This window comes from Streptomyces sp. GbtcB7 (genome assembly GCF_019091445.1).
GTDB lineage: Bacteria > Actinomycetota > Actinomycetes > Streptomycetales > Streptomycetaceae > Streptomyces > Streptomyces mirabilis.
Window position 1 is genome coordinate 486,286 of the sequence record NZ_JAGXJM010000003.1, and the last position, 20,897, is coordinate 507,182.

Annotated in this window: 18 protein-coding genes; 9 read left to right on the forward strand and 9 right to left on the reverse strand. The window is 71.4% G+C overall.

The genetic code is table 11. The features are described from left to right. The first annotated feature begins 64 nt into the window (after nt 1-64). A complete protein-coding gene (locus tag KVT44_RS07530) occupies nt 65-865 on the forward strand; it encodes a polysaccharide deacetylase family protein (protein ID WP_308313928.1) in 801 nt (266 codons plus the stop codon). After that, the gene (locus tag KVT44_RS07535) at nt 858-4,730 is read left to right on the forward strand and encodes a lipopolysaccharide biosynthesis protein (protein WP_217566464.1); all 3,873 of its coding nucleotides are present in this window, start codon (nt 858-860) and stop codon (nt 4,728-4,730) included. The genes KVT44_RS07530 and KVT44_RS07535 overlap by 8 nt, the downstream gene beginning before the upstream one ends. Nucleotides 4,731-4,780: 50 nt before the next feature. Here the strand turns inward: KVT44_RS07535 and KVT44_RS07540 are convergent, their stop codons facing one another. Further along, nucleotides 4,781-6,202 (reverse strand): xylan 1,4-beta-xylosidase, encoded by a 1,422-nt coding sequence (locus tag KVT44_RS07540; RefSeq protein ID WP_217566465.1) that lies wholly within the window; start codon nt 6,200-6,202, stop codon nt 4,781-4,783. Between the two features lie 158 nt (nt 6,203-6,360). Here KVT44_RS07540 and KVT44_RS07545 point away from each other — a divergent pair, with 158 nt between their 5' ends. Further along, the gene (locus KVT44_RS07545; RefSeq protein WP_054231066.1) at nt 6,361-7,455 is read left to right on the forward strand and encodes a DUF5925 domain-containing protein; all 1,095 of its coding nucleotides are present in this window, start codon (nt 6,361-6,363) and stop codon (nt 7,453-7,455) included. A 35-nt stretch (nt 7,456-7,490) separates the two neighbouring features. Further along, nucleotides 7,491-8,252 (forward strand): DUF72 domain-containing protein, encoded by a 762-nt coding sequence (locus tag KVT44_RS07550; RefSeq protein ID WP_217566466.1) that lies wholly within the window; start codon nt 7,491-7,493, stop codon nt 8,250-8,252. Nucleotides 8,253-8,274: 22 nt separating this feature from the next. On the opposite strand, the gene KVT44_RS07555 is transcribed toward KVT44_RS07550, so the two are convergent. Further along, a complete protein-coding gene (locus KVT44_RS07555) occupies nt 8,275-8,643 on the reverse strand; it encodes a GntR family transcriptional regulator (RefSeq protein ID WP_054231064.1) in 369 nt (122 codons plus the stop codon). 71 nt (nt 8,644-8,714) lie between these two features. Between KVT44_RS07555 and KVT44_RS07560 the strand changes: the two genes are divergently transcribed. Beyond that, complete coding sequence (locus KVT44_RS07560) at nt 8,715-9,644, forward strand: GNAT family N-acetyltransferase (RefSeq protein WP_217566467.1); 930 nt, start codon at nt 8,715-8,717, stop codon at nt 9,642-9,644. After that, nucleotides 9,625-10,125 (forward strand): DUF402 domain-containing protein, encoded by a 501-nt coding sequence (locus KVT44_RS07565; RefSeq protein ID WP_190169534.1) that lies wholly within the window; start codon nt 9,625-9,627, stop codon nt 10,123-10,125. The genes KVT44_RS07560 and KVT44_RS07565 overlap by 20 nt, the downstream gene beginning before the upstream one ends. Nucleotides 10,126-10,174: 49 nt before the next feature. Here the strand turns inward: KVT44_RS07565 and KVT44_RS07570 are convergent, their stop codons facing one another. Next, a complete protein-coding gene (locus tag KVT44_RS07570; RefSeq protein ID WP_254649041.1) occupies nt 10,175-10,873 on the reverse strand; it encodes a bifunctional 2-polyprenyl-6-hydroxyphenol methylase/3-demethylubiquinol 3-O-methyltransferase UbiG in 699 nt (232 codons plus the stop codon). A 137-nt stretch (nt 10,874-11,010) separates the two neighbouring features. On the opposite strand from KVT44_RS07570, the gene KVT44_RS59960 reads away from it, so the two are divergent. Further along, nucleotides 11,011-11,145: a hypothetical protein gene (locus KVT44_RS59960; RefSeq protein ID WP_302832031.1), complete on the forward strand. Its 135-nt coding sequence runs from the start codon at nt 11,011-11,013 to the stop codon at nt 11,143-11,145. Nucleotides 11,146-11,197: 52 nt separating this feature from the next. Here KVT44_RS59960 and KVT44_RS07575 read toward each other — a convergent pair whose 3' ends face one another. Further along, nucleotides 11,198-11,659, reverse strand: a complete 462-nt coding sequence (locus KVT44_RS07575) for a GNAT family N-acetyltransferase (RefSeq protein ID WP_217566468.1) — start codon at nt 11,657-11,659, stop codon at nt 11,198-11,200. Between the two features lie 169 nt (nt 11,660-11,828). Here KVT44_RS07575 and KVT44_RS07580 point away from each other — a divergent pair, with 169 nt between their 5' ends. Beyond that, complete coding sequence (locus KVT44_RS07580) at nt 11,829-12,902, forward strand: lytic polysaccharide monooxygenase (RefSeq protein WP_217566469.1); 1,074 nt, start codon at nt 11,829-11,831, stop codon at nt 12,900-12,902. Nucleotides 12,903-12,963: 61 nt separating this feature from the next. On the opposite strand, the gene KVT44_RS07585 is transcribed toward KVT44_RS07580, so the two are convergent. Next, nucleotides 12,964-13,821: a triacylglycerol lipase gene (locus tag KVT44_RS07585; RefSeq protein ID WP_217566470.1), complete on the reverse strand. Its 858-nt coding sequence runs from the start codon at nt 13,819-13,821 to the stop codon at nt 12,964-12,966. 183 nt (nt 13,822-14,004) lie between these two features. Then, entirely contained in the window at nt 14,005-14,448 is a 444-nt protein-coding gene (locus KVT44_RS07590) for a MarR family transcriptional regulator (protein WP_099923478.1), read from the reverse strand. Between the two features lie 93 nt (nt 14,449-14,541). Here KVT44_RS07590 and KVT44_RS07595 point away from each other — a divergent pair, with 93 nt between their 5' ends. Beyond that, on the forward strand, nt 14,542-14,916 hold the full coding sequence (locus KVT44_RS07595) for a cupin domain-containing protein (protein ID WP_190169529.1): 375 nt from the start codon (nt 14,542-14,544) through the stop codon (nt 14,914-14,916). 17 nt (nt 14,917-14,933) lie between these two features. On the opposite strand, the gene KVT44_RS07600 is transcribed toward KVT44_RS07595, so the two are convergent. The 3 genes from KVT44_RS07600 to KVT44_RS07610 all read right to left on the reverse strand — a co-directional run bounded on the left by KVT44_RS07600 (nt 14,934) and on the right by KVT44_RS07610 (nt 20,763). Continuing rightward, on the reverse strand, nt 14,934-15,908 hold the full coding sequence (locus KVT44_RS07600) for a hypothetical protein (protein WP_217566471.1): 975 nt from the start codon (nt 15,906-15,908) through the stop codon (nt 14,934-14,936). After that, the gene (locus KVT44_RS07605; RefSeq protein WP_217566472.1) at nt 15,905-19,489 is read right to left on the reverse strand and encodes a DNA polymerase III subunit alpha; all 3,585 of its coding nucleotides are present in this window, start codon (nt 19,487-19,489) and stop codon (nt 15,905-15,907) included. Before KVT44_RS07605 ends, KVT44_RS07600 begins: the two co-directional genes overlap by 4 nt. Nucleotides 19,490-19,680: 191 nt before the next feature. Then, complete coding sequence (locus KVT44_RS07610) at nt 19,681-20,763, reverse strand: S1 family peptidase (RefSeq protein ID WP_168490277.1); 1,083 nt, start codon at nt 20,761-20,763, stop codon at nt 19,681-19,683. Nucleotides 20,764-20,897 lie beyond the last annotated feature (134 nt).

The window sequence follows — 20,897 nt, forward strand, 5'->3', positions numbered from 1 at the left end:
GGCTGCACGCACGCCCTTCGCCCGGCACCACAGCAGGCCGGGTGCACGAGGGAGGTGCGGGCCGGTGAACGACACCCCCGTACCCATCCTCATGTACCACTCCATCGCGGCCGCGCCCAATGACGCGACGCGTGAGCTGTCCGTGGGGCCCGAGGCGTTCGCCGAGCAGATGGCACTGCTCGGCGACCAGGGGTTCACCCCGGTCGACACGGCGGCGCTGGCGGCACGTTGGCGGTCGGGCGGACCGCTGCCGGAGCGACCCGTGCTGATCACCTTCGACGACGGTTACGAGGGCGTGCACCGGCACGGACTGCCGGTGCTGGCCAAGCACGGCTTCGCCGCCACGCTGTTCGTCTCGACGGGGTGGATCAAGGGCGCGTACGACACCGGAGGCGGCCTCGACGCCATGCTGAGCTGGGCTCAGGTGCGCGAACTCGCCGCCGAGCAGGTCGAGATCGGCGGGCACAGCCACACCCACCCGCAGCTGGACCAGCTCTCCGACGACGCGCTCCGGTTCGAGGTGCTGCGCTGCAAGGAGATCATCGCCGACGAACTGGGCAGCCGCCCGGCCTCGTTCGCGTACCCCTACGGCTACTCCAGCCGCCGGGTGCGCCAGGTGGTGCGGGAGACGGGCTTCGCCCAGTCGCTCGCCGTCGGCAACGGCCTGGCGCGCCGCCGCCAGGGCCCGTACGCCCTGCAACGCGTGACCGTGCGCCGCACCACCGGTATCGAGGAGTTCGAGCGGCTCGTCGAGGGCCGCGCGATCGCCCGCAATTTCGTCCGGGACCGCGCCCTCACCAAGGGGTACGCCATGGTCCGAAGAGCACGACAGGTCCGCCGGAAGGCCATCCGTTCCCGTGTCTGACACGACGACCACAGCCCAGGCCTCATCGCCCACCGCCGAGGCGCCCGAGCAGCGGACCGGGCGCCGCCTCCGCCTGCCCGGCCGGGGCCGCAAGGACGGCGGCGGCGGAGGCAACCAACTCTTCCGCAACGCCTACGCCCTGATGCTCAACACCGGGATCTCCGCGGTGCTCGGGCTCGGCTACTGGCTGGTCGCCGCCCGCTACTACTCCGACTCCGCGGTCGGCCAGGGCTCCGCCGCGATCGCCGCGATGAAGCTCCTCGCGGGCCTGACCGCGGTGACCCTGACCGGCGCCCTGGCCCGCTTCATCCCCGTCGCGGGCCGCGCCACCGGACGCCTCATCTTCCGTACGTACGCGGGAAGTTCGGTGGTCGTGGCGCTGGCCGCCGTGGTCTTCCTGCTGACGCTGAACGCATGGGGACCCTCGTACCGCTTCCTGCACGGCCCGCTCAACGGCCTCGGCTTCATCCTGGCCGTCGTCGCCTGGTCGCTGCTGACCCTGCAGGACGGCGTGCTGACCGGACTGCGCAGCGCGCTCTGGGTGCCGGTGGGCAACACCGTGTTCTCCGCGGTGAAGCTGGCACTGCTGGTCGGACTCGCCGCCGCGATCCCGACGACGGGCGTCTTCGTCTCCTGGGTCGCCGCGATCGCCCTGTCGGTGGTACCGCTCGGCCTGCTGGTCTTCCGGCGGCTGGTCCCCCGGCACATCAAGGCGACCGAGGAGCGCGCGAACCCGCCCACGCTCAAGGAGGTCGGACGCTTCCTCGCCGGCGACTACACCGGCTCGCTCTTCTCGCTCGCCGTGGTCTATCTCGTCCCGGTGATCGTCGCCTCGCAGGTCAGTTCCTCCGACAACGCGTACTTCTACATCACCACGACGATCGGCGGCACGGTCAACCTGCTCGCCATCAACATGGGCGCCTCGCTGACCGTCGAGGGCTCGCACGACCCCGCGCGGCTCGCCGCGAACACCCGGGCCGCGATCAAGCGCATGGCCCGGATCATGCTGCCGGTGTGCGGACTGCTGTTCGTCGGGGCGCCGTTCATCCTGCACGTCTTCGGCGACGGTTACGCGCACGCGGCGACCCCGCTGCTGCGCTGGTTCGCGGTCGGCGCGCTGCTGCGGGTCGTCATGGAGACGTACTTCGCGGTGCTGCGCGCCCAGAGCCGCACCTCCGGACTCGCCTATCTGCAGGGCCTGCTGTGCGTCCTGGTCCTCGGCCTGACGGTGATCCTGCTGCCCCGGATGGGCCTGACCGGGGCGGGCGTCGCGGAGATCTCCAGCCTCGCGGTGATCGTGTCGATCGCCGCGCCCAAACTGTTCAAGATCGTGCGGACCGCGCCGCCCGCCGAACTCCCGGCGGGCGCGGCGCCGGACGGGGACCTCGCCGACCTGGGCGCGCGCGACGTGGCCGCGCCCAAGCCGCGCGAGGCGAAGCGGGGGCCCGCCTGGGCCCTCGACTCCGACACCCTCGCCCTCGGCGTGCACGTCGACTTCGACCACCAGGAACGCCGCCCGGACGTCCGCCCGGGCCCCGGCACCCCACCCACGGGCACACCCAAGGCACGCCCGGACCACCGCCCGACCTGGGCGCTCAAGCCGCAACTGCCCGCAGTGGGTCTGCCGGTGGAGGCGCGGGCGCCGGGCTCGGAGGCTTCCCTGGGCCCGGCGGAGACCCCGGAGGTGGACGCCCCCTTCGAAACGGCCTCCCTCGAAACAGAGGGCACGGACAGCGCCCCGTCAGGGGAGCGGGGCGGGACATCAAGCGGCTCCGCCGCGTGGGCGCGCCCGGCCACAGACAACCCGCAGCCGCCGGACAACACCACGCCACCCCTCCGCGACCGCCTACGACACCCTTCCAAACCCGGCGTGCTCCTCGGCTTCCTGCTGATCTCCGCACTACTCCTCTACTGGGTCCCGGCACTGGGCCTCGACGACGCCTCCCTCGACAAGATGGGCGGCCTCGGCCTCATCTCCGTCCTGCCGCTGCCCACCCTGATCGGCGCGGCCCTCCTGATCACGGTCTTCGCCTCGCTGCTCTGGATGAACCGCGAGCACAGGGGCCTGCTGCTCATCACCCTGCTCGCCACCGTGATCTCCCTGCACGCGCTCCCCGCGGTCATCGAGACCGAGCCACGGTTCGCCACCGCCTGGCAGCACCTCGGCTTCATCGACTACATCGACCGCACCGGATCCGCGGTACCCGACCTGGACGCCCGCTGGAGCTGGCCGGGCTTCTTCGCGGGGGCCGCGTTCGTCGCCAAGGCCTGCGGTGTCAGCGACCTCACCGAGGTGATCCGCTGGTGGCCGCTGACCATGCAGCTGCTCTACCTGGCCCCGATGTTCCTGCTCGTGCGTTCGATGCGGGCGAGCTGGCGCGCCAAGTGGACCGGCATCTGGATCTTCGTGCTGAGCGGCTGGGTGGGCCAGGACTACTTCTCCCCACAGGGCTTCACCTACCTCCTCTACCTCGTCTTCGTGGCGATCCTCCTGGTGTGGTTCCGGGCGCCGCGTGTGCTGTGGGCGAAGGTGCGCCCGGGCGAGGCGGAGGTCGAGCCGACCGACCGGCGCCAGCGGGCCGTGCTCCTCATGGTGCTGATCGGCCTGTTCGCGGCGAGCGTCCCGGCACACCAGCTCACCCCGTTCGTGATGCTCGGGGTGCTCGCGGTCCTCGTCCTCGTGGGCCGCTGTGAACTGCGCGGGCTGCCGATCCTGTTCGCCGTGGTGGTCTCCGTCTGGATCGGCTTCATGGCCGAGCCGTACTGGTCGGGGCACTTCAATGACCTGTTCGGCGGGGTCGGCGGCGTCGGCAGCAATGTGTCGACCTCCGTCTCCGGCCGTATCCAGGGCGGCAGTTCGACGCACAAACTCGTCCTCTACGCGCGCGTGCTACTCGCCGGCGGTGTGATGGCCTTCGCCTGCTGGGGCTGGTGGCGGCGGCGCGACCACAAGTACCGCGAGCGGTCGCTGATCGTCCTGACCTTCGTCCCGTTCCTCGGCTTCGGCATGCAGTCGTACGGCGGCGAGATGGCCCTGCGGGTCTTCATGTTCGCCCTGCCGGGGGCGGCGCTGCTGGCCGGCCTCGCCCTCTTCCCGCGCACCGGCGTCACCGCGAAGGAACGGGAGAAGGACCGGGTGAGCCTCGCCCCGCTGGCCGCGCTCATGGCGGGTCTGCTGCTCGTGGGCGGCTTCCTGGTGGCCCGCTGGGGCAACGAGTCCTTCGAGCGGATCCGGCCGGGCGAGGTCACGGCCATGAACTATGTGTACGCGCACGACAAGCCGACCGTGCGGCTGCTGTGGCTGAGCAACGACACGGTCAACAACGTGACGCCCGCGATGCCGTGGGGCACCCGGGACATGGAGAAGGTGCAGTACGTGCCGACGCTGGCGCCGAGCGACCCGGTGCTGGTGTCCGGGCTGGTCAAGTCGCTCAAGGACGCCGGCCCGAACTCGTACCTGATGATCAACCGCAGCCAGGTGGTCTACCTCCAGATGGACGTGGGCTACTCGGCGACCTGGGAGTCGCGGCTCGTTCGCAACCTCGACGACCGGCAGGACCTGAAGAAGGTCCTCGTCAACGACGACGTGACGATGTACGCGCTGCGCAAGCAGCCCGCGGGCAAGGTGCCCGAACCCGCCCCGGGGCCGATCGGTCCCCTGGTCACCTGGACACCGTGGTCGGTCGTCGGCGCGCTGGCGGCGGTGGCGCTCATCATCATGCTGGCGGCGCGGGAGGTCGTACGGGTCGCGGTGCGGCCGGGTGTGCGGCAGTTGCGGTGGCTGCAGAGCAGCTTCTGGTTCTCGCTGCCGCTGCTGGCGGTGCTGCTGGCCTCGCTCGTACAGCGGTTCCTGACCATGAAGTAACACGAGGTCCAGCCAGGCGGAGTGGCTCACCCGGACCCGGGATCACGGGTTCAGCGGGTGAGCCACTTCACTTCGTAGGCCTTCATGTCGAACCGCTTGCCGTCCACCTGCGCGTTGATGGACCGGTTCAGGGTGTTCACGACCAGGACGGCCTTGTCGGTGGCGAGGACGCGGACGTTGGGCACGTCGTCGGGGGCCACGGACACCGTCGCGTACGTGGAGCCGGGGGCGAACGCCCCGCTGAAGCGGGAGACGAGGTCGAGCATGGGCAGGGCCGCGCCGCCGCCGGCACGGTCGGTCGGCGTCCACAGGCAGCCCGCGCAGTCGGTGCCCTTCTCCTTCTCCGGGTTCCAGTAGAAGCCTGAGCCGGCGCCGCCGCGGGCCATCGCGATCAGGCCGGCGGCCTGGACGGCGACGCGGTGGGCCTCGGACCAGCCCGTGCGCTCGTCGTTGCCGTCGGCGGGCTCGACGTAGTACTCGGCCCACCACAGAGGCAGTCCGTGGGTCTGCTCGCGCACCCATCGGCTGACGGCGGTGAACTTGTCGGTGGCCGCGAACTCGTTCGGGAGCAGGTCGTCGTCCTTGGTGTAGCTGGAGCCGTCGACGACGACGAAGTCGGCGCCCACCTTGTTCTTGTTCCAGTAGTCGAAGGCGTCGAGGACCCGCTGGTCCATGGTGCCCCAGGTGCCCTTCAGGATCGTCGACGCGTTCTCCGTCTGGCGCGGGTCGACGCTGTCCATGTCGAGGTAGGGCCCGCCGACCAGGATGTCCTTGTCGACTTTCTTCAGCGCCTTGTAGACGAGGTTGTAGAGCTCGGTGTAGCCCTCGTAGTCCCAGCGGGCCTTGCCGTCGTTCCAGAAGCCCTTGAACTCGTTCCAGACGATGAAGTGACGGACGTCCGGATAGCGCTTGGCGACGGTCGCGGCGAGCGCGGCGAAGTCCGCGTAGTGGGCGCGGTCCGGGGCGGTCTCCAGGGCGGCCTGACTCCAGTTCGTGTTGTTCGCGCCGGGCTTGCCGCCCTTCATCCAGTCCGGGGAGCAGCACAGGGTGACGACCGGGGTCCCGCCGGACTTCCGCATGAAGTCGATACGGCGGTCCATCTCGGAGAAGTCGTAGCGCCCCTTGGAGGGTTCGGGGTTGCCCGCCCCCCAGCCCATGATGTGCTGGATCTGCGGCAGGGACTGCTTCTGCAGCAGCCCCTCGACGCGCCGGGTGGCCGTGTCACTGCCCTGGTCGGCGCTGTACTGGGTGTGGGTGAAGCCCCAGCCCACCTCGGGTTGCGGCGTTTCGGGCGGGGTGACGGGGGTGCCGTGCACCTTGTCCCCGTCGCGGGTGGTGCCCGCGGTGCTCGCGCCGCCTCCGGGCAGGGTGTTGAGCAAGGTCACCACCAGGGCCAGAGCGGCCACTCCCACGCCGAGCAGCGCGGTGAGCCGCCACCGCCGTGCCCCCGAATTCCACCCATGACGTCCCATCAAGGGCAACAGTAACGGCGGGGATCGGCCGCGGGACAGGTCTTGTAAGACCACAGCCGTGTAACAGGACGGAGGGGATACGGGCAGACACAGCCGACACACAGGACGCACCGCGGAAACCGGGTGCACGGGGCGCCCGCGTGACGGATCATGGCGGCATGTCTGCCAACCCACACGACGCACTGCCGATCCGGCTCAACGTCGACGACAGCGACTCGCCGTCGGACGTCGTCGACGCGCTGTTCCTCGGCCGCTTCGCGACGGGCGAGCAGCCGCACTCGCACGCGGCGAACATCGACCGCGTACGGTCCGGGGCGACGCTCCTCCCGCCGGGCGCCCGCGTGCTGCGCTCGGCCCGCGACGACGACCGCAGCGCCACGCTCGCCGAGGGCGACGGCTGGACCCTGCTGGTGTCCCGCTGGAACCGCGGCGCCGACGTCACGGTCACCGCGACCAGCACCGAACTGGCCGCCAAGATCCTCGACCAGGCGACGGACGGCGCGGCGGACGAACCCGAACCCCAGCCGGAGAACGTGACGATGGGGTTCTGGTACGTCTCCCCGCGCCGCGGCCCGCACCGCACCACCCGGCAGATCTCCGCGGGTACGTGGGAGGAGGTGCGGTCGAACTACACCGGACCGGTGGCGGACGCCATGGACCGGCTGATGAAGACGACGCCCGAGGACATCGCGGGCCGGCTGTTGCTGCTGCACGGCCCGCCCGGCACGGGCAAGACCTCGGCCCTGCGCACCCTGGCCCGTTCCTGGCGCGACTGGTGCCAGGTGGACTGCGTCCTCGACCCGGAGCGGCTCTTCTCCGACGTCGGCTATCTGATGGACATCGCGATCGGTGAGGAGGACGGCACGGGCAAGGGCCGCTGGCGGCTGCTCCTGCTGGAGGACTGCGACGAGCTGATCCGCGGCGAGGCCAAGCACACCGCGGGCCAGGCGCTCTCGCGGCTGCTCAACCTCACCGACGGCCTCCTCGGCCAGGGCCGCAACGTGCTCGTGGGCGTCACGACCAACGAGGACCTCGAGCGCCTCCACCCCGCCGTGGTGCGTCCCGGCCGCTGCCTCGCCCGGATCGAGGTCGGCGCGCTGACCCGCCCGGAGGCGGTGAGCTGGCTGGGCACGGAGGAGGGCGTCGGCCGCGACGGCGCGACCCTGGCCGAGCTGTACGCGCTGCGCCGGGGCACGACGCCGACGTCGGTGCCGGACCAGCGGGAGGGTGCGGACGCGGGGCTGTATCTGTAGCTGCCCGGCACCGCGTGCGGTGCTTTGATGGTCGTATGACCCTGTTCGTCGGCACGTCGGGGTGGCAGTACAAGGACTGGCGCGGCGTCCTGTACCCGGACGGGGTGCCGGTGCGGCTGTGGCTGGAGGAGTACGCGGCACGGTTCGCCACGGTCGAGATCAACAACGCGTTCTACCGGCTGCCGTCGCGGGAGACCTTCGAGAGCTGGCGGGAGCGCACCCCGCCCGACTTCGTCGTCGCCCTCAAGGCGAGCCGCTATCTGACGCACATCAAACGGCTGCGCGACCCGGCGGAGCCGGTCGACCGACTGCTGGGCCACGCCGCCGGGCTCGGCGACCGCCTGGGCCCGATCCTGCTCCAGCTCCCGCCCACGCTGCACGCCGACCCCGCCCTTCTCGACGAGTGCCTGGGCCGCTTCCCCACCGGCGTCCGGGTCGCGGTCGAACCGCGCCACGACTCCTGGTGGACACCGGAGGTGCGCAAGGTGCTCGAGTCACGGGGCGCCGCCCTCTGCTGGGCCGATGTGCTGGCCCGCCCCGTGACACCTCTGTGGCGGACCGCCGACTGGGGCTACGTCCGCTTCCACGAGGGCCGCGCCCAGCCGTGGCCGCGCTACGGCCGGCAGTCCCTGACGACCTGGGTACGGCGCCTCACGGACGCCTGGTCCGACGACCACGACGTGTACGCGTACTTCAACAACGACCCGGACGCGGCGGCCGTCCGGGACGCGGCGGCCTTCGCCTGGGCGGCGACGGCGGCGGGCCTGACGGTGACCCGGACACCGGACAACCTCTGAAGCACCCGGAAACAGAGAAGGGCTAGCTCCCGTAGGCCGCCCGCAGGGCATCCCGTACGGCGTCCAGCGCGGCGGACTCGGAGAGGCCGAGGCGGTGCACGCGCTCGGCGTACGCCTGTGCGGCCGACGCCGCTTCACGCTCCGCCGCCGAGCCCGCGGCGGCGACGAACGTCCCGTTGCGGCCGCGTGTCTCGATCACCCCGTCCGACTCCAGCGCCCGGTAGGCCTTGGCGACCGTGTTGGCGGCGAGGCCGAGTTCCTCGGCCAGCCCCCGCACGGTGGGCAGCTTGTAGCCGACCGGCAGCGCGCCGGACCGCGCCTGCTCGGAGATCTGGGCACGCACCTGTTCGTAGGGCGCGGCCCCCTCATCGATGTGGATCTTCAACGTCACGCAGCGATTGTCCCGTACGGAACGGAAAATGAGAGGCACTCGAACACACCTCGCGCGTAGCGTTCGAGTCCATGACTGTGATCATCAGCGATGTCCGCCCGGACGACCGACGGCACACCGAGGGCTTCGCGCGCGTCCGCAACCGCGCCCTCCCCTTCGTGCTGTACACCCCCGACTCCATCGCGTACGACGTCACGCACGCGCACCCCGACGCCCACTACCGCCCGCTGCTCGCGGAGCAGGACGGCGAACCGGTCGGCACGGCCCAGGTCGGCATCGCGCACGACAGCGCGGAGCCGAATCAGGGCTACCTCAACGTGTACGTCGACCCCACCCGCGCGCGCCGGGGCGCGGGTTCGCTCCTGGTGCGCACCGCCGAGGAGCACCTGGCGGCCCTGGGCGCGACCAAGCTCTTCGCCTGGGTCCTGGACGAGCCGGGCAACCGCGCGTTCGCCGAGAAGCACGGCTACCACGCGAGCCGCTCCGCCCACTTCCTCCGCCTCGACCTGGCGGGCGGCACCCTGCCGCCGCTCCAGGGCCCGCCGCCGGGCGTCGAACTGCGCAAGGGCTCGGACTTCGCCGACGACCCGCGCCCCCTGTTCGCCCTGGACGCGGAGACGATGGCGGACGAACCCAGCGACATCCCCCACGAGTTCACGGACTACCAGGCCTGGCTCCAGGAGACCTGGCACCACCCCCTGTTCAGCGCCGAGCTGACCACGGTCGCGCTCGTCGACGGCCGCCCGGCGGCGTTCAGCGCGGCCCGCACGGACGGTGGCACCCGCTACGGCACCGTGATGACGGGCACCGCCGCCGTGTTCCGCGGTCGCGGCCTCGCCAAGCTCGCCAAGAACGACTCGCTGCACCGTGCCCGCGCCGCCGGGTACACGGAGGCGTTCACGGGCAACGACGCCGGCAACGAACCGATGATCGCGATCAACAAGTGGTTCGGCTACGAGATCTGCGGGACGGAGGTGCGGTATGTCCGCGAACTCGCCTGACGCACCCACCACCGTGGAGGTCGTCCTCGTCAAGTCCGGTCGCACGAAGATCCGTTACCCCGCCGAACTGCTCGCCGACGACGGCACCCGCGTCACCGTGCGCGCGCCGTGGGCGGGCGAGGGCGTCCGCGACTTCGGCTTCGTCCGGTTCGAGCCGGGCGATGTCTTCACCGAGTACTACTGGCGGGACCGCTGGTACGCGGTCAAGGAGGTCCGGGACGCCGAGGGCGTACGGAAGGGCTGGTACTGCGACATCACCCGCCCGGCCACCCTCTCCGGCGGCGAGCTGGTCGTCGAGGACCTCGACCTGGACCTGTGGCGCTCCGCGGACGGCACGGACGTACTGCGCCTGGACGAGGACGAGTTCGCGGCGAGCGGCCTCGCGACGACCGATCCGCGGGCCGCGACCGCCGCGCGGAACGCCCTCGACACACTCGAACTCCTGGCCCGCGAGGGCGACTTCGAGGCGCTGCTCGGCTAGGGCCGGTACCCGGCGGATACCCGCTCGGCGACCGTCGCGTACCCGGTGGTCAGACATGGGCCACCACCGCGTACCGCTCGTCCGCCACCTCGCGCCCCCACAGCCGCGCGTCGTCGGACAGCCGCTCCACCCGGAGGTCCGAGGTCAGGGGTTCGAGCAGGGCGGCCAGCCGGTCCGCCGGTATGCCGGCGGGGCTCAGCGTCCCCCACACCCCCTCGACCAGGACGAGTCGCCCTCCGGGGCGCAGCAGCCCGCGCCAGTGCCGCAGGACGCGTCCGGGGTCGGGCAGCGCCCACAGGACGTGCCGCACGAGCACGACGTCGAACCGCTGCTCGCCGACGGGCGGTGCCGTCGCGTCACCGAGGAGGAACACCGCGTCACGTCCGGCGAGCTTGGCGCGGGCCAGCTCGACCATGCGCGGCGCGCGGTCGATCCCGGTGACGTGGTGGCCCCGCTCGGCCGTGAGGAGCGCCAGGCTGCCGGTGCCGCAGCCGAGGTCGAGCACGTCGGACGGGGTCTCGGGCAGCCAGGCGCGCAGCCGCTCCGCCCAGGCCTCCCGCACGACGGCGTCGCGCAGCCCGTGGTCCGGTTCGTCGTCGAACGTGTCGGCCTCGGCGTCCCAGTCCACCCGGTCCGTGTCGGCCACCGCCTCCGCATCCCCGACCGCGCCGCCGAGCTCCGGCCCCACCTCGCTCGGACAAGGTTTGACACTGCTCTGACCTGGATTCATTTCGTTGTAACCCGTCATGTGCCCCAGGGTGACACCCACCACTGACAGTCGAATCGTGACAGCCGCCACAGACAGATCCGGACTGATGAGCAACTCTCCCGGAAAGGGTCTACCTCCGTACAACCGCGGATCCCGGTAGGCACAAGGAGGCAGCCATGCGCCGTGTGACCGTGCAGAAGCCCCTGAGGAAGTTGGAGTCCCGCCGAGTGCGGGACAAGGCCGACGAGCGCCCGGCCGAGCGTCCGGAGGTCCGCAAGGACATCCACCGCACGTGGTGGCCGGACGAGTGAGCGGCCCGGGCCGCGCGCCCCGGCACTGAGACACGCCCCGGCACGGAAACCGTCAGTCGAGCCGCTTGCGGTAGTGGATCCGGTCGTACCGGCCGTCCACGCGGCGCTCCACGACCTCGTACCCGTACTTCGGGTAGATCTTCTGGTTCTCCCACATCATCGCGTTCGTGTAGAGCCTGACCTCGGACAGCCCGAGCGCACGCGCGTGTGCGTCCACGAACGCCAGCAGCCGTCGCCCGACGCCCTCGCCATGGGCGTCGGGGTGGACGGCGATGCTGTCGAGGAAGAGATGGTCCTCGCGCGCCTCGATCACCACGAGGCCCTTCACGGGTTCCCCCGTGACGAACACCCGCCCCGCGGCCACGTTCGCCGCGTGGTCCGCCTCCATGGGCTGCGGCACCACTCCGATGCGCTCGATGTAGTGGTGGTACGCGGCGTCGGTCACCGTCTTCACGGCGGCGACGTCGGCGGAGACGGCCGGGCGGATCTCCGGTTCGTTCGGTGCATCTGTCATGGCCAGAACGGTAGCTACCTGAGCGCAGGCTCAGCACTCCCTTAAGCCGACCATAAGGATCTCCCTCACCCGCCTCCAACAGGCGATTTCGCGGATTCTTCGGGCTAGCTTGCTGATCACCCCCCACGGGTCCGCCGTCTGTCCGAAGGACCGCTCCGAGGAGTCCCCCATGTCTGCTCGCCGCAAGGCCGCCGCCGTCGCAGTCGCCGTCGGTGTCGCCCCGGTCGCCCTGACCGCGCTCGCCGCGGCGCCCGCCGTCGCGCACGGCACGATGGGCGACCCGGTCAGCAGGGTCTTCCAGTGCTACGCGGAGAATCCCGAGAGCCCGAAGTCCGGCGCCTGCAAGGCGGCCGTCGCGGCCGGCGGCACCCAGGCGCTGTACGACTGGAACGGCATCCGGATCGGCGACGCGAACGGCGGACACCAGCGGCTCATCCCCGACGGGAAGCTGTGCAGCGCGGGCAACGACGAGTTCAAGGGCCTGGACCTGGCCCGCACCGACTGGCCGACGACGAGCGTGAGCGGCGGCGCGTACACCTTCAGGTACCGGGTGACGGCCCCGCACAAGGGCACCTTCGACGTCTACATCACCAAGGCGGGCTACGACCCGTCCAAGCCGTTGGCCTGGGCCGACCTGGACCTGGCTCACCCGGTCGCCACGAAGACCGACCCGGCCGCGACGAACGGCTACTACACCTTCTCCGGCACCCTGCCGCAGCGCTCGGGCAGGCAGCTCCTCTACGCGATCTGGCAGCGTTCGGACAGTCCGGAGGCGTTCTACTCCTGCTCGGACGTCACCTTCGGTGGCGGAAGTTCCGGCAACGCCGGTGCCGGTGGCGGCAGTACGGGCAGCAGCGGTACGGGCAGCGGTAGTACGGGCACGGGCAGTACCGGAAGCGTTGCCACCCCCGCGCCGGCCACCCCGGCACCCACCGCCTCCGCGCCCTCCGAGCAGCAGATAGCCGACGGTGCCGACAAGTCGACGGTGCGGCACGACCACCACGACGGCACGGCCACTCCGGCGGCCGACACGAACACCTCCGACGCCGCTCCCGGCGACTCCGCCGACCGGTCCGAGGCCGCGGGTGTCTCGGAGCGGCACCTCGCCGAGACCGGCGGTGACTCCTCCAGCCCCTATCTCGCGATCGGCGGGGCGAGCGCGCTGACGCTGGGCGCGGCGGCGCTGTTCTCCTCGGTCCGCCGCCGCGCGACGAGCGACGGCCGACGCGGGCGCGGTCGCTAGTTCCCGGTGCACTCCGGGGCCTGTCCGGCGGCTCAGGTCGGACAGGCCCCGGCCGGGGCGGTCAGCTGAACACGGAGGCGCAGTTCGTGGGGGTGGCGTGTGCCGGGTCGAGGGCGTTGGCCGCCTCGTGGAAGGCGATCCGGTCGAGGAGGCCGATCGCGGCGTGCTCGGAGAGGTCGACCGGGCACAGGTCCTGCAGCAGCACGTTGTGGACGTCGGATCCGGTGAGGAACTGTGAGCGGTACGGCGTGACCACCTCGTCGTACTTGGTGGCGATCACCGTGTAGTGCACGCCCGGGACGGTGTCGCCGCCGGCGTTGAGCTTGGTCAGGAAGGCGGAGCCGACGATCTGGTCGGCGAGCGCGGGTGTGGCCGCCGACAGCAGGTCCTCGGCGCCCGGGAAGTACGGCAGCAGGTTGGTGAGGCCGTCGAGGGTGGTGCCATGGTTGTCGGGCGCGATGCCGACGAAGGTGTTCACCTTGGCGGCTCCGCCGAGGAACTTGAGGTAGTAGCGGGGCATCAGACCGCCCTGCGAGTGGCCGACGAGGTCGGCCTTGGCCGCGCCGGTCGCGGTGAGCACCTTGTCGACGAATACCTGAAGCTGTTCGGCCGACTTGTCGATGGGGCCGAGGGCGTTGAAGAGGGGGACGCCGGGCAGTTGCCCGTAGTCGAGGGAGAAGACGCAGTATCCGCGGTCCACCAGGTAGGGCGCGAAGGCCAGCCAGTTGTCGATCGAGTTGGCGAAGGTGCCGTGGACGAGGAGGACGGGGCGGGGATGGCTGGCGGAGGGCTTGCAGGAGTAGTCGTTCCAGCCGCTGCTCGGCGCGGCGGCGTGGGCGGTGGCGGCGGGGACCACGGCGACCACCGCGGTCAACAGCAGTGCGGTGAGGGGTCTGAGCAGGCGCTTCCAGGGCAGCATCGGGTGATCTCCTTGCGGCTCAAGGGAGTTGCGACGACGTACGCCCTGTGATCCGGATCACGAGGATGCTGTTCACTCGTCAAGTTACGGGCGAGTAGCCCAAGTGTGAAGTTACGCGTCAGTAAAAAACTTCCGGCGACAAACAGCGGCAACCTCGGCCACCGGCCAACACCTGACGAACCATCACCAGGCGGGCCTGATGGGACCATAGGGCGCGATTCGCCCCAAGCGGTCGCGCAACACGCGCACTTCACCCTCGCCGAGCACTTCGACCCATGCCCGCACGGCGTCGGCGGCCGCCTCCTCCGCCGCACGGGTGCAGGCCCAGCCGAGTTCGGTCAGCACGACGAGCCGGGCGCGCGCGTCGCCGGGATACGGGCGCCGCTCGGCGTATCCCTTGCGCACGAGCTCGTCGACGAGCTGACTGGCGGCCTGCTTGGTCATCCCCAGGTGGGCCGCGAGGCCGGTGACCGTCGCGCCGTCCGGGGCGAGCCGGGTGAACGCGAAGCCGTACGCGGGCCGCACCTCGAAGCCACGGGCCTCGACGCCGTCATTGATGCGCCGTGTCAGATCGCCCGCGGCGGCGAGCAGGGCGGCGGTCAGGGCTATGGCCTCGGAGTTCTCCACGGATGCATTGAAACACCCTTGACGAATTGGTCAAGCAGCTTGACCATGAGTCCACATAGTCAAGCTACTTGACCACTTGCCCCGGAGGCAGCCATGCCCGTCGTCCACCCGTCCGATGCCGTCGTCCACGAGATGCACGGCGCCCGCTTCGTCTCGTACGCCGGTCCCGGCAGCGGCAGCAAGGAGCTGTGTGCCTGGCGTGGCGAGATCCCCGCCGGCACCAAGGCGCCCCTGCACACCGTCAGCCGCGAGGAGATCCTGCACATCCTCGAGGGCGAGCTGGTGATCACGCTCGACGGCCGCACCGAGCGGGTCACCGCGGGCGACACGCTGATCATCAACCCCGGGGTGACCTTCGGCGCCGAGAACCCGACCGACCGGACCGTGATCACCTGGGTCACCACGCCCATCGGCCTGACGGCGGAGCTGTCCGACGGCACCCGCATCACCCCTCCGTGGGCCAACTGACATACACCTGAGGAGAGTTACGCCGCCAGCGTGCCCGGCATCACCGCATGCGGGCCGAACTTCGCTCGCGCGCGGTCCGCGACCTCCTCGATGCGGCGGACCTTCTCGTCCACGGGGTCGAAGGTCAGCTGGTGGGAGGCCTGTTCGGCGGAGGTGAGGCCCTCGGCGCGCAGGCCGATCGCGCGGACCCGGGCGCGCTGGAGGCCGAGCGTCTCGTACAGGGCGTACGCGGTGGCGGTGAGCGCCGAGGAGTGGGCGGTCGGCTCCTTGAGGGTGCGGCTGCGGGTGGTCGAGGAGCGGTCGGCGTAGCGGACGGTGAGGGTCAGGGTGCGGCAGACCTTCTCCAGGGCGCGCAGCCGGGTGCCCAGTTCCTCGGTGCCGGAGAGCAGCGCGCGGCGGTGCAGGGACGGGTCCAACTCGTCGCGGGAGAAGGGGCGTTCGGTGGCGAGAGAGCGCGAGGTGGCGTTCGGGACGACCCGGCCGCGGTCGATGCCGGACGCCTTCTCGTGCAGTTCGCGGCCGGTCCGGGCACTGGTCAGGCGCTGGAGCGTGGACAGGGGCGCGGCGGCGACCTTGCCGATGGTGTCGAGGCCGTACTCGCACAGGGTGCGGGCGGTGGCGCCGCCGACCCCGGGCAGCGCGCCGACGGGCCGCTCGGCGAGGAACTCCGCGACGGCGTCCGGCTCCCCGGGCACCACCCGGGTCACTCCGGGCACGGCCTCCCGCAGTGCCATCCGCGCGAGCATCGGCCCGGGTCCGGCACCGATCGCGCAGTCGATCCCGTACCGGGCGAGTGCCCGCACCCGGATCAGCGAGGCGAACTCCACGGCGGTCCGCCCGAAGTACCGTTCGGCGCCCCGCAGATCGACCAGCACGCGGTCGGGCGGCAGCGCCTCGATGACGGGGGTGAACTCCTCCAACAGTCCGAGGAGCCCCGGCAGGGCGGCCTCGTACATCGGAGGCAGCTGGAAACGTACACAGAGGATGGTCATCCCGCACTCCCCGGACTCTGGTGCCACAACTTCTTTCCTCCCGCGGGCCCTTCGCCCGCGGGACGCAGATCGGCCCAGGGGTGCATCTCGTACCCCGTGGACATCCGGATCTTCCGGCTCTCCTTCGCGCCCTCCCCCTCCGGCAGGGGCTCCGGTACGGGCTCCGCCAGCCGCGCCGCCACCACGTCGAGGCCGCCCTCGGCGCGCAGCTCGACCAGTTCGGCGAGGTTCCAGGCCGCCGCGCCCACCACGCTGAGGCTGCGCGGGCCCCGGCGCTGCACCACTCCGCGCACCAGCAGCAGCCAGGAGTGGAAGACGGTGTGGGCGCAGGCGTCGTGGGAGTCGTCGAAGAAGGCGAGGTCGACCAGGCCGGTGCCGTCGTCCAGGGTGGTGAAGATGACGCGTTTGCCGGAGCGGATCGGCGGGGTCTGGGTGGCCGCCTTGGCGCCCGCGACCAGGACCGTCTCTCCGTGCCGCGCCTCCCGCAGCCGACGTGCCGTCACCACGCCCAGCTCCCCCAGGAACTCCCGGTGGTCGTCCATCAGATTGCGCGAGGCGTCCATCGACAACACGCCCAGTTCGGCGCTGAGCCGCTCCGCCGAGGAGAGGTCGGGCAGCCCGGCGGAGGCGGTCTTCCGCCCGCCGGAAAGCGGGAGTTGGCCGCCGCCCGCACCCCGGGATCCCCGGTGCAGTTCGGTCAGGTGCAGTTGCAGGTCACGCCGGTTGGCGCCGAACGCGTCCAGCGCGCCGACCTGCGCGAGCCGCTGTGCGAGCGGCCTGCTCGGCCGGGCCCGCTCCCAGAAGTCGAGCAGGGAGGCGTACGGCTGTCCGTCCGCGATCCGCGCCGCCTCGGCCTCGCTGATGCCGTGCACGTCGGAGAGGGCGAGGCGGACACCCCAGCGGCCGGCAGAGCCATCAGATTCAGACACCAGTTCGATACGGTGGGCGACCGCCGACCGGTTCACGTCCAACGACAGGATCGGCACCCCCCGCCGCCGCGCGTCCGCCAGCAGCAGCCGCTTCGGATACATCCCGGGGTCGTGCGTGAGCAACCCGGCGTAGAAAGCGGCCGGGTGATGGGCCTTCAGCCACGCCGACTGGTAGGTCGGTACGGCGAAGGCGACCGCGTGCGCCTTGCAGAAGCCGTACGACCCGAAGGCCTCGACGATCTCCCAGGTCCGCGCGATGGTCTCGGCGTCATACCCCTTGGCCGCCGCGTTCTGCGCGAACCAGAACCGGATCCGTCCCTGCGACTCGGGGTCGGACAGCCCCCGCCGCACCCGGTCCGCCTCGTCGCGTCCGCAGCCGGTCATGATGTCGACGATGTCGATGATCTGCTCGTGGAAGACCACGACGCCGTACGTCTCCTTCAGCGGTCCCTCCAGGTCCGGGTGCGGATAGCGGATCGGCGCCCGCCCGTGCCGCGCCTCGATGAACGGCCGCACCATGTCGGCGGCGACCGGTCCCGGCCGGAAGAGCGAGATGTCGACGACGAGGTCGTGGAAGGTCGCGGGCTGCAGCCGTCCGACCAGGTCGCGCTGTCCGGGCGACTCGATCTGGAAGCAGCCCAGCGTCTCGGCGGACTGGATGAGCCGATAGGTCGCCGGGTCGCCCGGCGCCACCGCGTCGATGTCCGGCCGGTCCCCCGTGGCCCGCTGCACCTCAGCCACCGCGTGCGCCATCGCGGACTGCATCCGCACGCCCAGCACATCGAGCTTGAGCAGCCCGAGGTCCTCGACGTCCTCCTTGTCGAACTGCGACATGGGGAAGCCCTCGCCGCTGGTCGGCACGACCGGCGTACGGGCGAGCAGGGAGGCGTCGGAGAGGAGTACCCCGCACGGGTGCATGGCGATGCCACGCGGGAGGGCGTCGAGGGACTCGACCAGCTCCCACAGCCGCCCGTACTTCTCCCCTTTTCGCTGAAACTCCCCCGCCAGCTCGCGCAGTTCGGGCAGCTCGTCCATCGCCGCACGGGCGTCGCGGGCGCGGATGTGCGGGAAGGACTTGGCGATCCGGTCGATGTCGGCCGGGTCCATGGAGAGGGCGGCGCCCACATCGCGGACGGCGTGCCGGACCCGGTAGGTCTCGGGCATCGAGACGGTCGCGACCCGCTCGGTGCCGAACCGGTCGATGATCGCGCGGTAGACCTCCAGCCGGCGCGCGGACTCCACGTCGATGTCGATGTCGGGCAGCACCGAGCGGCGCTTGGACAGGAAGCGCTCCATCAGCAGCCCGTGCTCGACCGGGTCGGCGTGCGCGATGCCGAGGAGGTGGTTGACGAGGGAGCCCGCGCCGGAACCGCGCGCGGCGACCCGGATGCCCATCTTCCGTACGTCGTCCACGACCTGGGCGACCGTCAGGAAGTAGGAGGCGAAGTCGTGGTGGGCGATGATGTCCAGCTCGCGGTGCATCCGCTCCCAGTAGTCCCGCCTGCTGTCGTATCCGCGCAGCACCATGCCCGCCGCCGCCCGGGAGGCCAGGACGCGCTGGGCGGTGCGCCGGCCCGCGCCGACGAGATGCGGCTCGGGGAAGTGGACGGTGCCGATACCGAGGTCGTCCTCGGGATCGACGAGGCACTCGGCGGCGGTGGCCTGGGTCTGTTCGAGCAGACGGTGCGCGGTGTCACGGCGGTAGCCCGCGGCCTCGACGATCCGTTCGGCGGCGCCCAGCATGGCGGCCTCGCCCTTGAGCCAGGCCTCGCCGGAGTCCAGCTCGCGCCGGGGGTCGACGGGGACGAGGCGGCGGGCGGCGTCCAGGACGTCGGCGACCGGACCGAGGCCCGGGTCGGCGTACCGGACCGCGTTGCTGAGCACCGGGCGCACCCGCTGTTCGGCGGCGAAGCCGACGGTGCGGGCGGCGAGCCGCAGGGACCCGGGCCCGGTGCCCTCGCGGCCGTGCCAGACGGCTTCGAGGCGCAGGGCGTCGCCGTAGATCTCCCGCCAGGGCGCGAGCAGCTTCGCCGCGCGGTCGGGGCGCCCCGCGGCGAGTGCGCGGCCGACGTCGGAGGCGGGGCCGAGCAGTACGGTCAGTCCTTCGGCGTGGTTGTCCGGCCGGAGCAGCAGGGGCTGCCGCCCCGGGCCGCTGTCAGGGCCGCCGCCCGCATGCGCCGCCGTGACGATTCTGCAGAGGTCGGCCCAGCCGGCCGCGCCGTCCCGGGCGAGGAAGGTCACCCGAGGAGTCGACTCGTCGATGAAGGCACCGCCACGGACCGGGGCGCGGCGCCGCTCCCCTCGTACGGGCTCCCCGGTTCCTCGTGCGAGTTCCCCGGCCGCTCGGGCGGAAGCCGAGCCCGTCGGGGCGGAGGCCCCGGCCGTCCGGGCGAAGGACCCCGCCGTCCGGGCGGAAGCCCTCGCCTCTCGGGCGGGAGCCTCGACCGCGAGCTCCGCCCCGAACAGCGGACGGACACCCGCCTTCGCGCAGGCCTTGGCGAACCGGACCGTGCCCGCGAGGCTGTCCCGGTCGGTGAGCGCGAGGGCGTCCATGCCCCGCTCCGAGGCACGTTCGGCCAGCCGCTCCGGGTGCGAGGCCCCGTACCGCAGGGAGAACCCGGAGACGGTGTGCAGATGCGTGAACCCCGGCACACGCACCTCCCGTACCCGTCCGTATCCGTTCGTGTTCGAGGGCCCTCTCAACCGGCTCTCGAACATTCGTTCCCAATGACCTCACCCCCACCATAGACCAATTTCCGAACAAGTGTGCGACATCCGTTCGAGCCCGTCCCACCTGCGCAAACACCGGTCCACCCGGCCCTGAGCAGGCAGGACGGAGCACGTCAGCCGATCTGGGCGCCGAAGGCCGACAGCGCCTCGGTGACCGGCTGGAAGAAGGTCTCGCCGCCCGAGGTGCAGTCGCCGCTGCCGCCCGAGGTGAGGCCGATGGCCGTGGAGCCCGAGAAGAGCGAGCCGCCGCTGTCACCGGGCTCGGCGCAGACGTCGGTCTGGATGAGTCCGTCGACGATGTCGCCGTTGCCGTAGTTCACGGTGGCGTCCAGGCCGGTGACCGTGCCGCTGTGCACCTGGGTCGTCGAACCGCTGCGCGTCACCGACTGCCCGACGGTCGCCGCACCCGCCTGGGTGATGGGCTGCGCGGAGCCGTTGTAGAGATCGACCTCGCTCGGGTGGTCGACCGTCGAGGTGTACTTGACCAGACCGAAGTCGTTGCCGGGGAAGCTGGACTGCTCGTTCGTGCCGATCTCCTTGCCGCTGGAGTCCGACCAGGTGGAGATCGCCCGGGTGCAGTGCCCGGCGGTGATGAAGTACGGCTGGCCACCCTTGACCACGTTGAAGCCGAGCGAGCAGCGCCCGCCGGAGCCGGTGATCGCGTCGCCGCCCGCGATGAAGGTCTTGAACTCCCCCTTCGTGCGCTGGAGTTCGGCCTTGGCGCCGAGACCGTCGACGACCTTGGTCAGCCGGGCGAGGGTCGCGCCCCCGACCGTGCGGTCGGCGGTGACGACGACCTTGTTGGTCCCCGGGTCGGTCGCCCAGGACGTGCCGGGGATGGTCGCGTCCTTCTTGAGGGTGGTACGGGCGCTCGTCAGTTCGGCGAGGGAGTTCTCGACGATTCTGGCCTGGGCGCCGGCCGCCTCGACGACACGCGCCGCGGCCCGGTCGAGCACGTTGACGACGAGGTGCCCGGCCTTCGCGTCGTAATACGTTCCCGCCGCGTCGGGACCCAGGTCCTTGCCGAGCGTCGAGGCGAGCTTTCCGGCCGCCGTGATCGAGAGTGGCCGGGGCGCCGCGCTCTTCTGCGTCTCGCTCGCGTTCGCAGTCTGGAAGGTGACTCCCGCGGCGACCAGGGCGGCGACACTCGCGCCTGCCACGGCTGCGCGCCGCCCGGATATACGTCGGTGCTTCACTTCGCGTCCTCCTGTGGGGGGCGGCCCGGGAGGTCGTGGGGACCTCCAGGGCCGGAAGGCGTACGGAATCGAAAGGCGTACGGGCGCCCACTATTCCGAGACCCACAGGTGGCTCACAAGGTCGACTTCAGGAC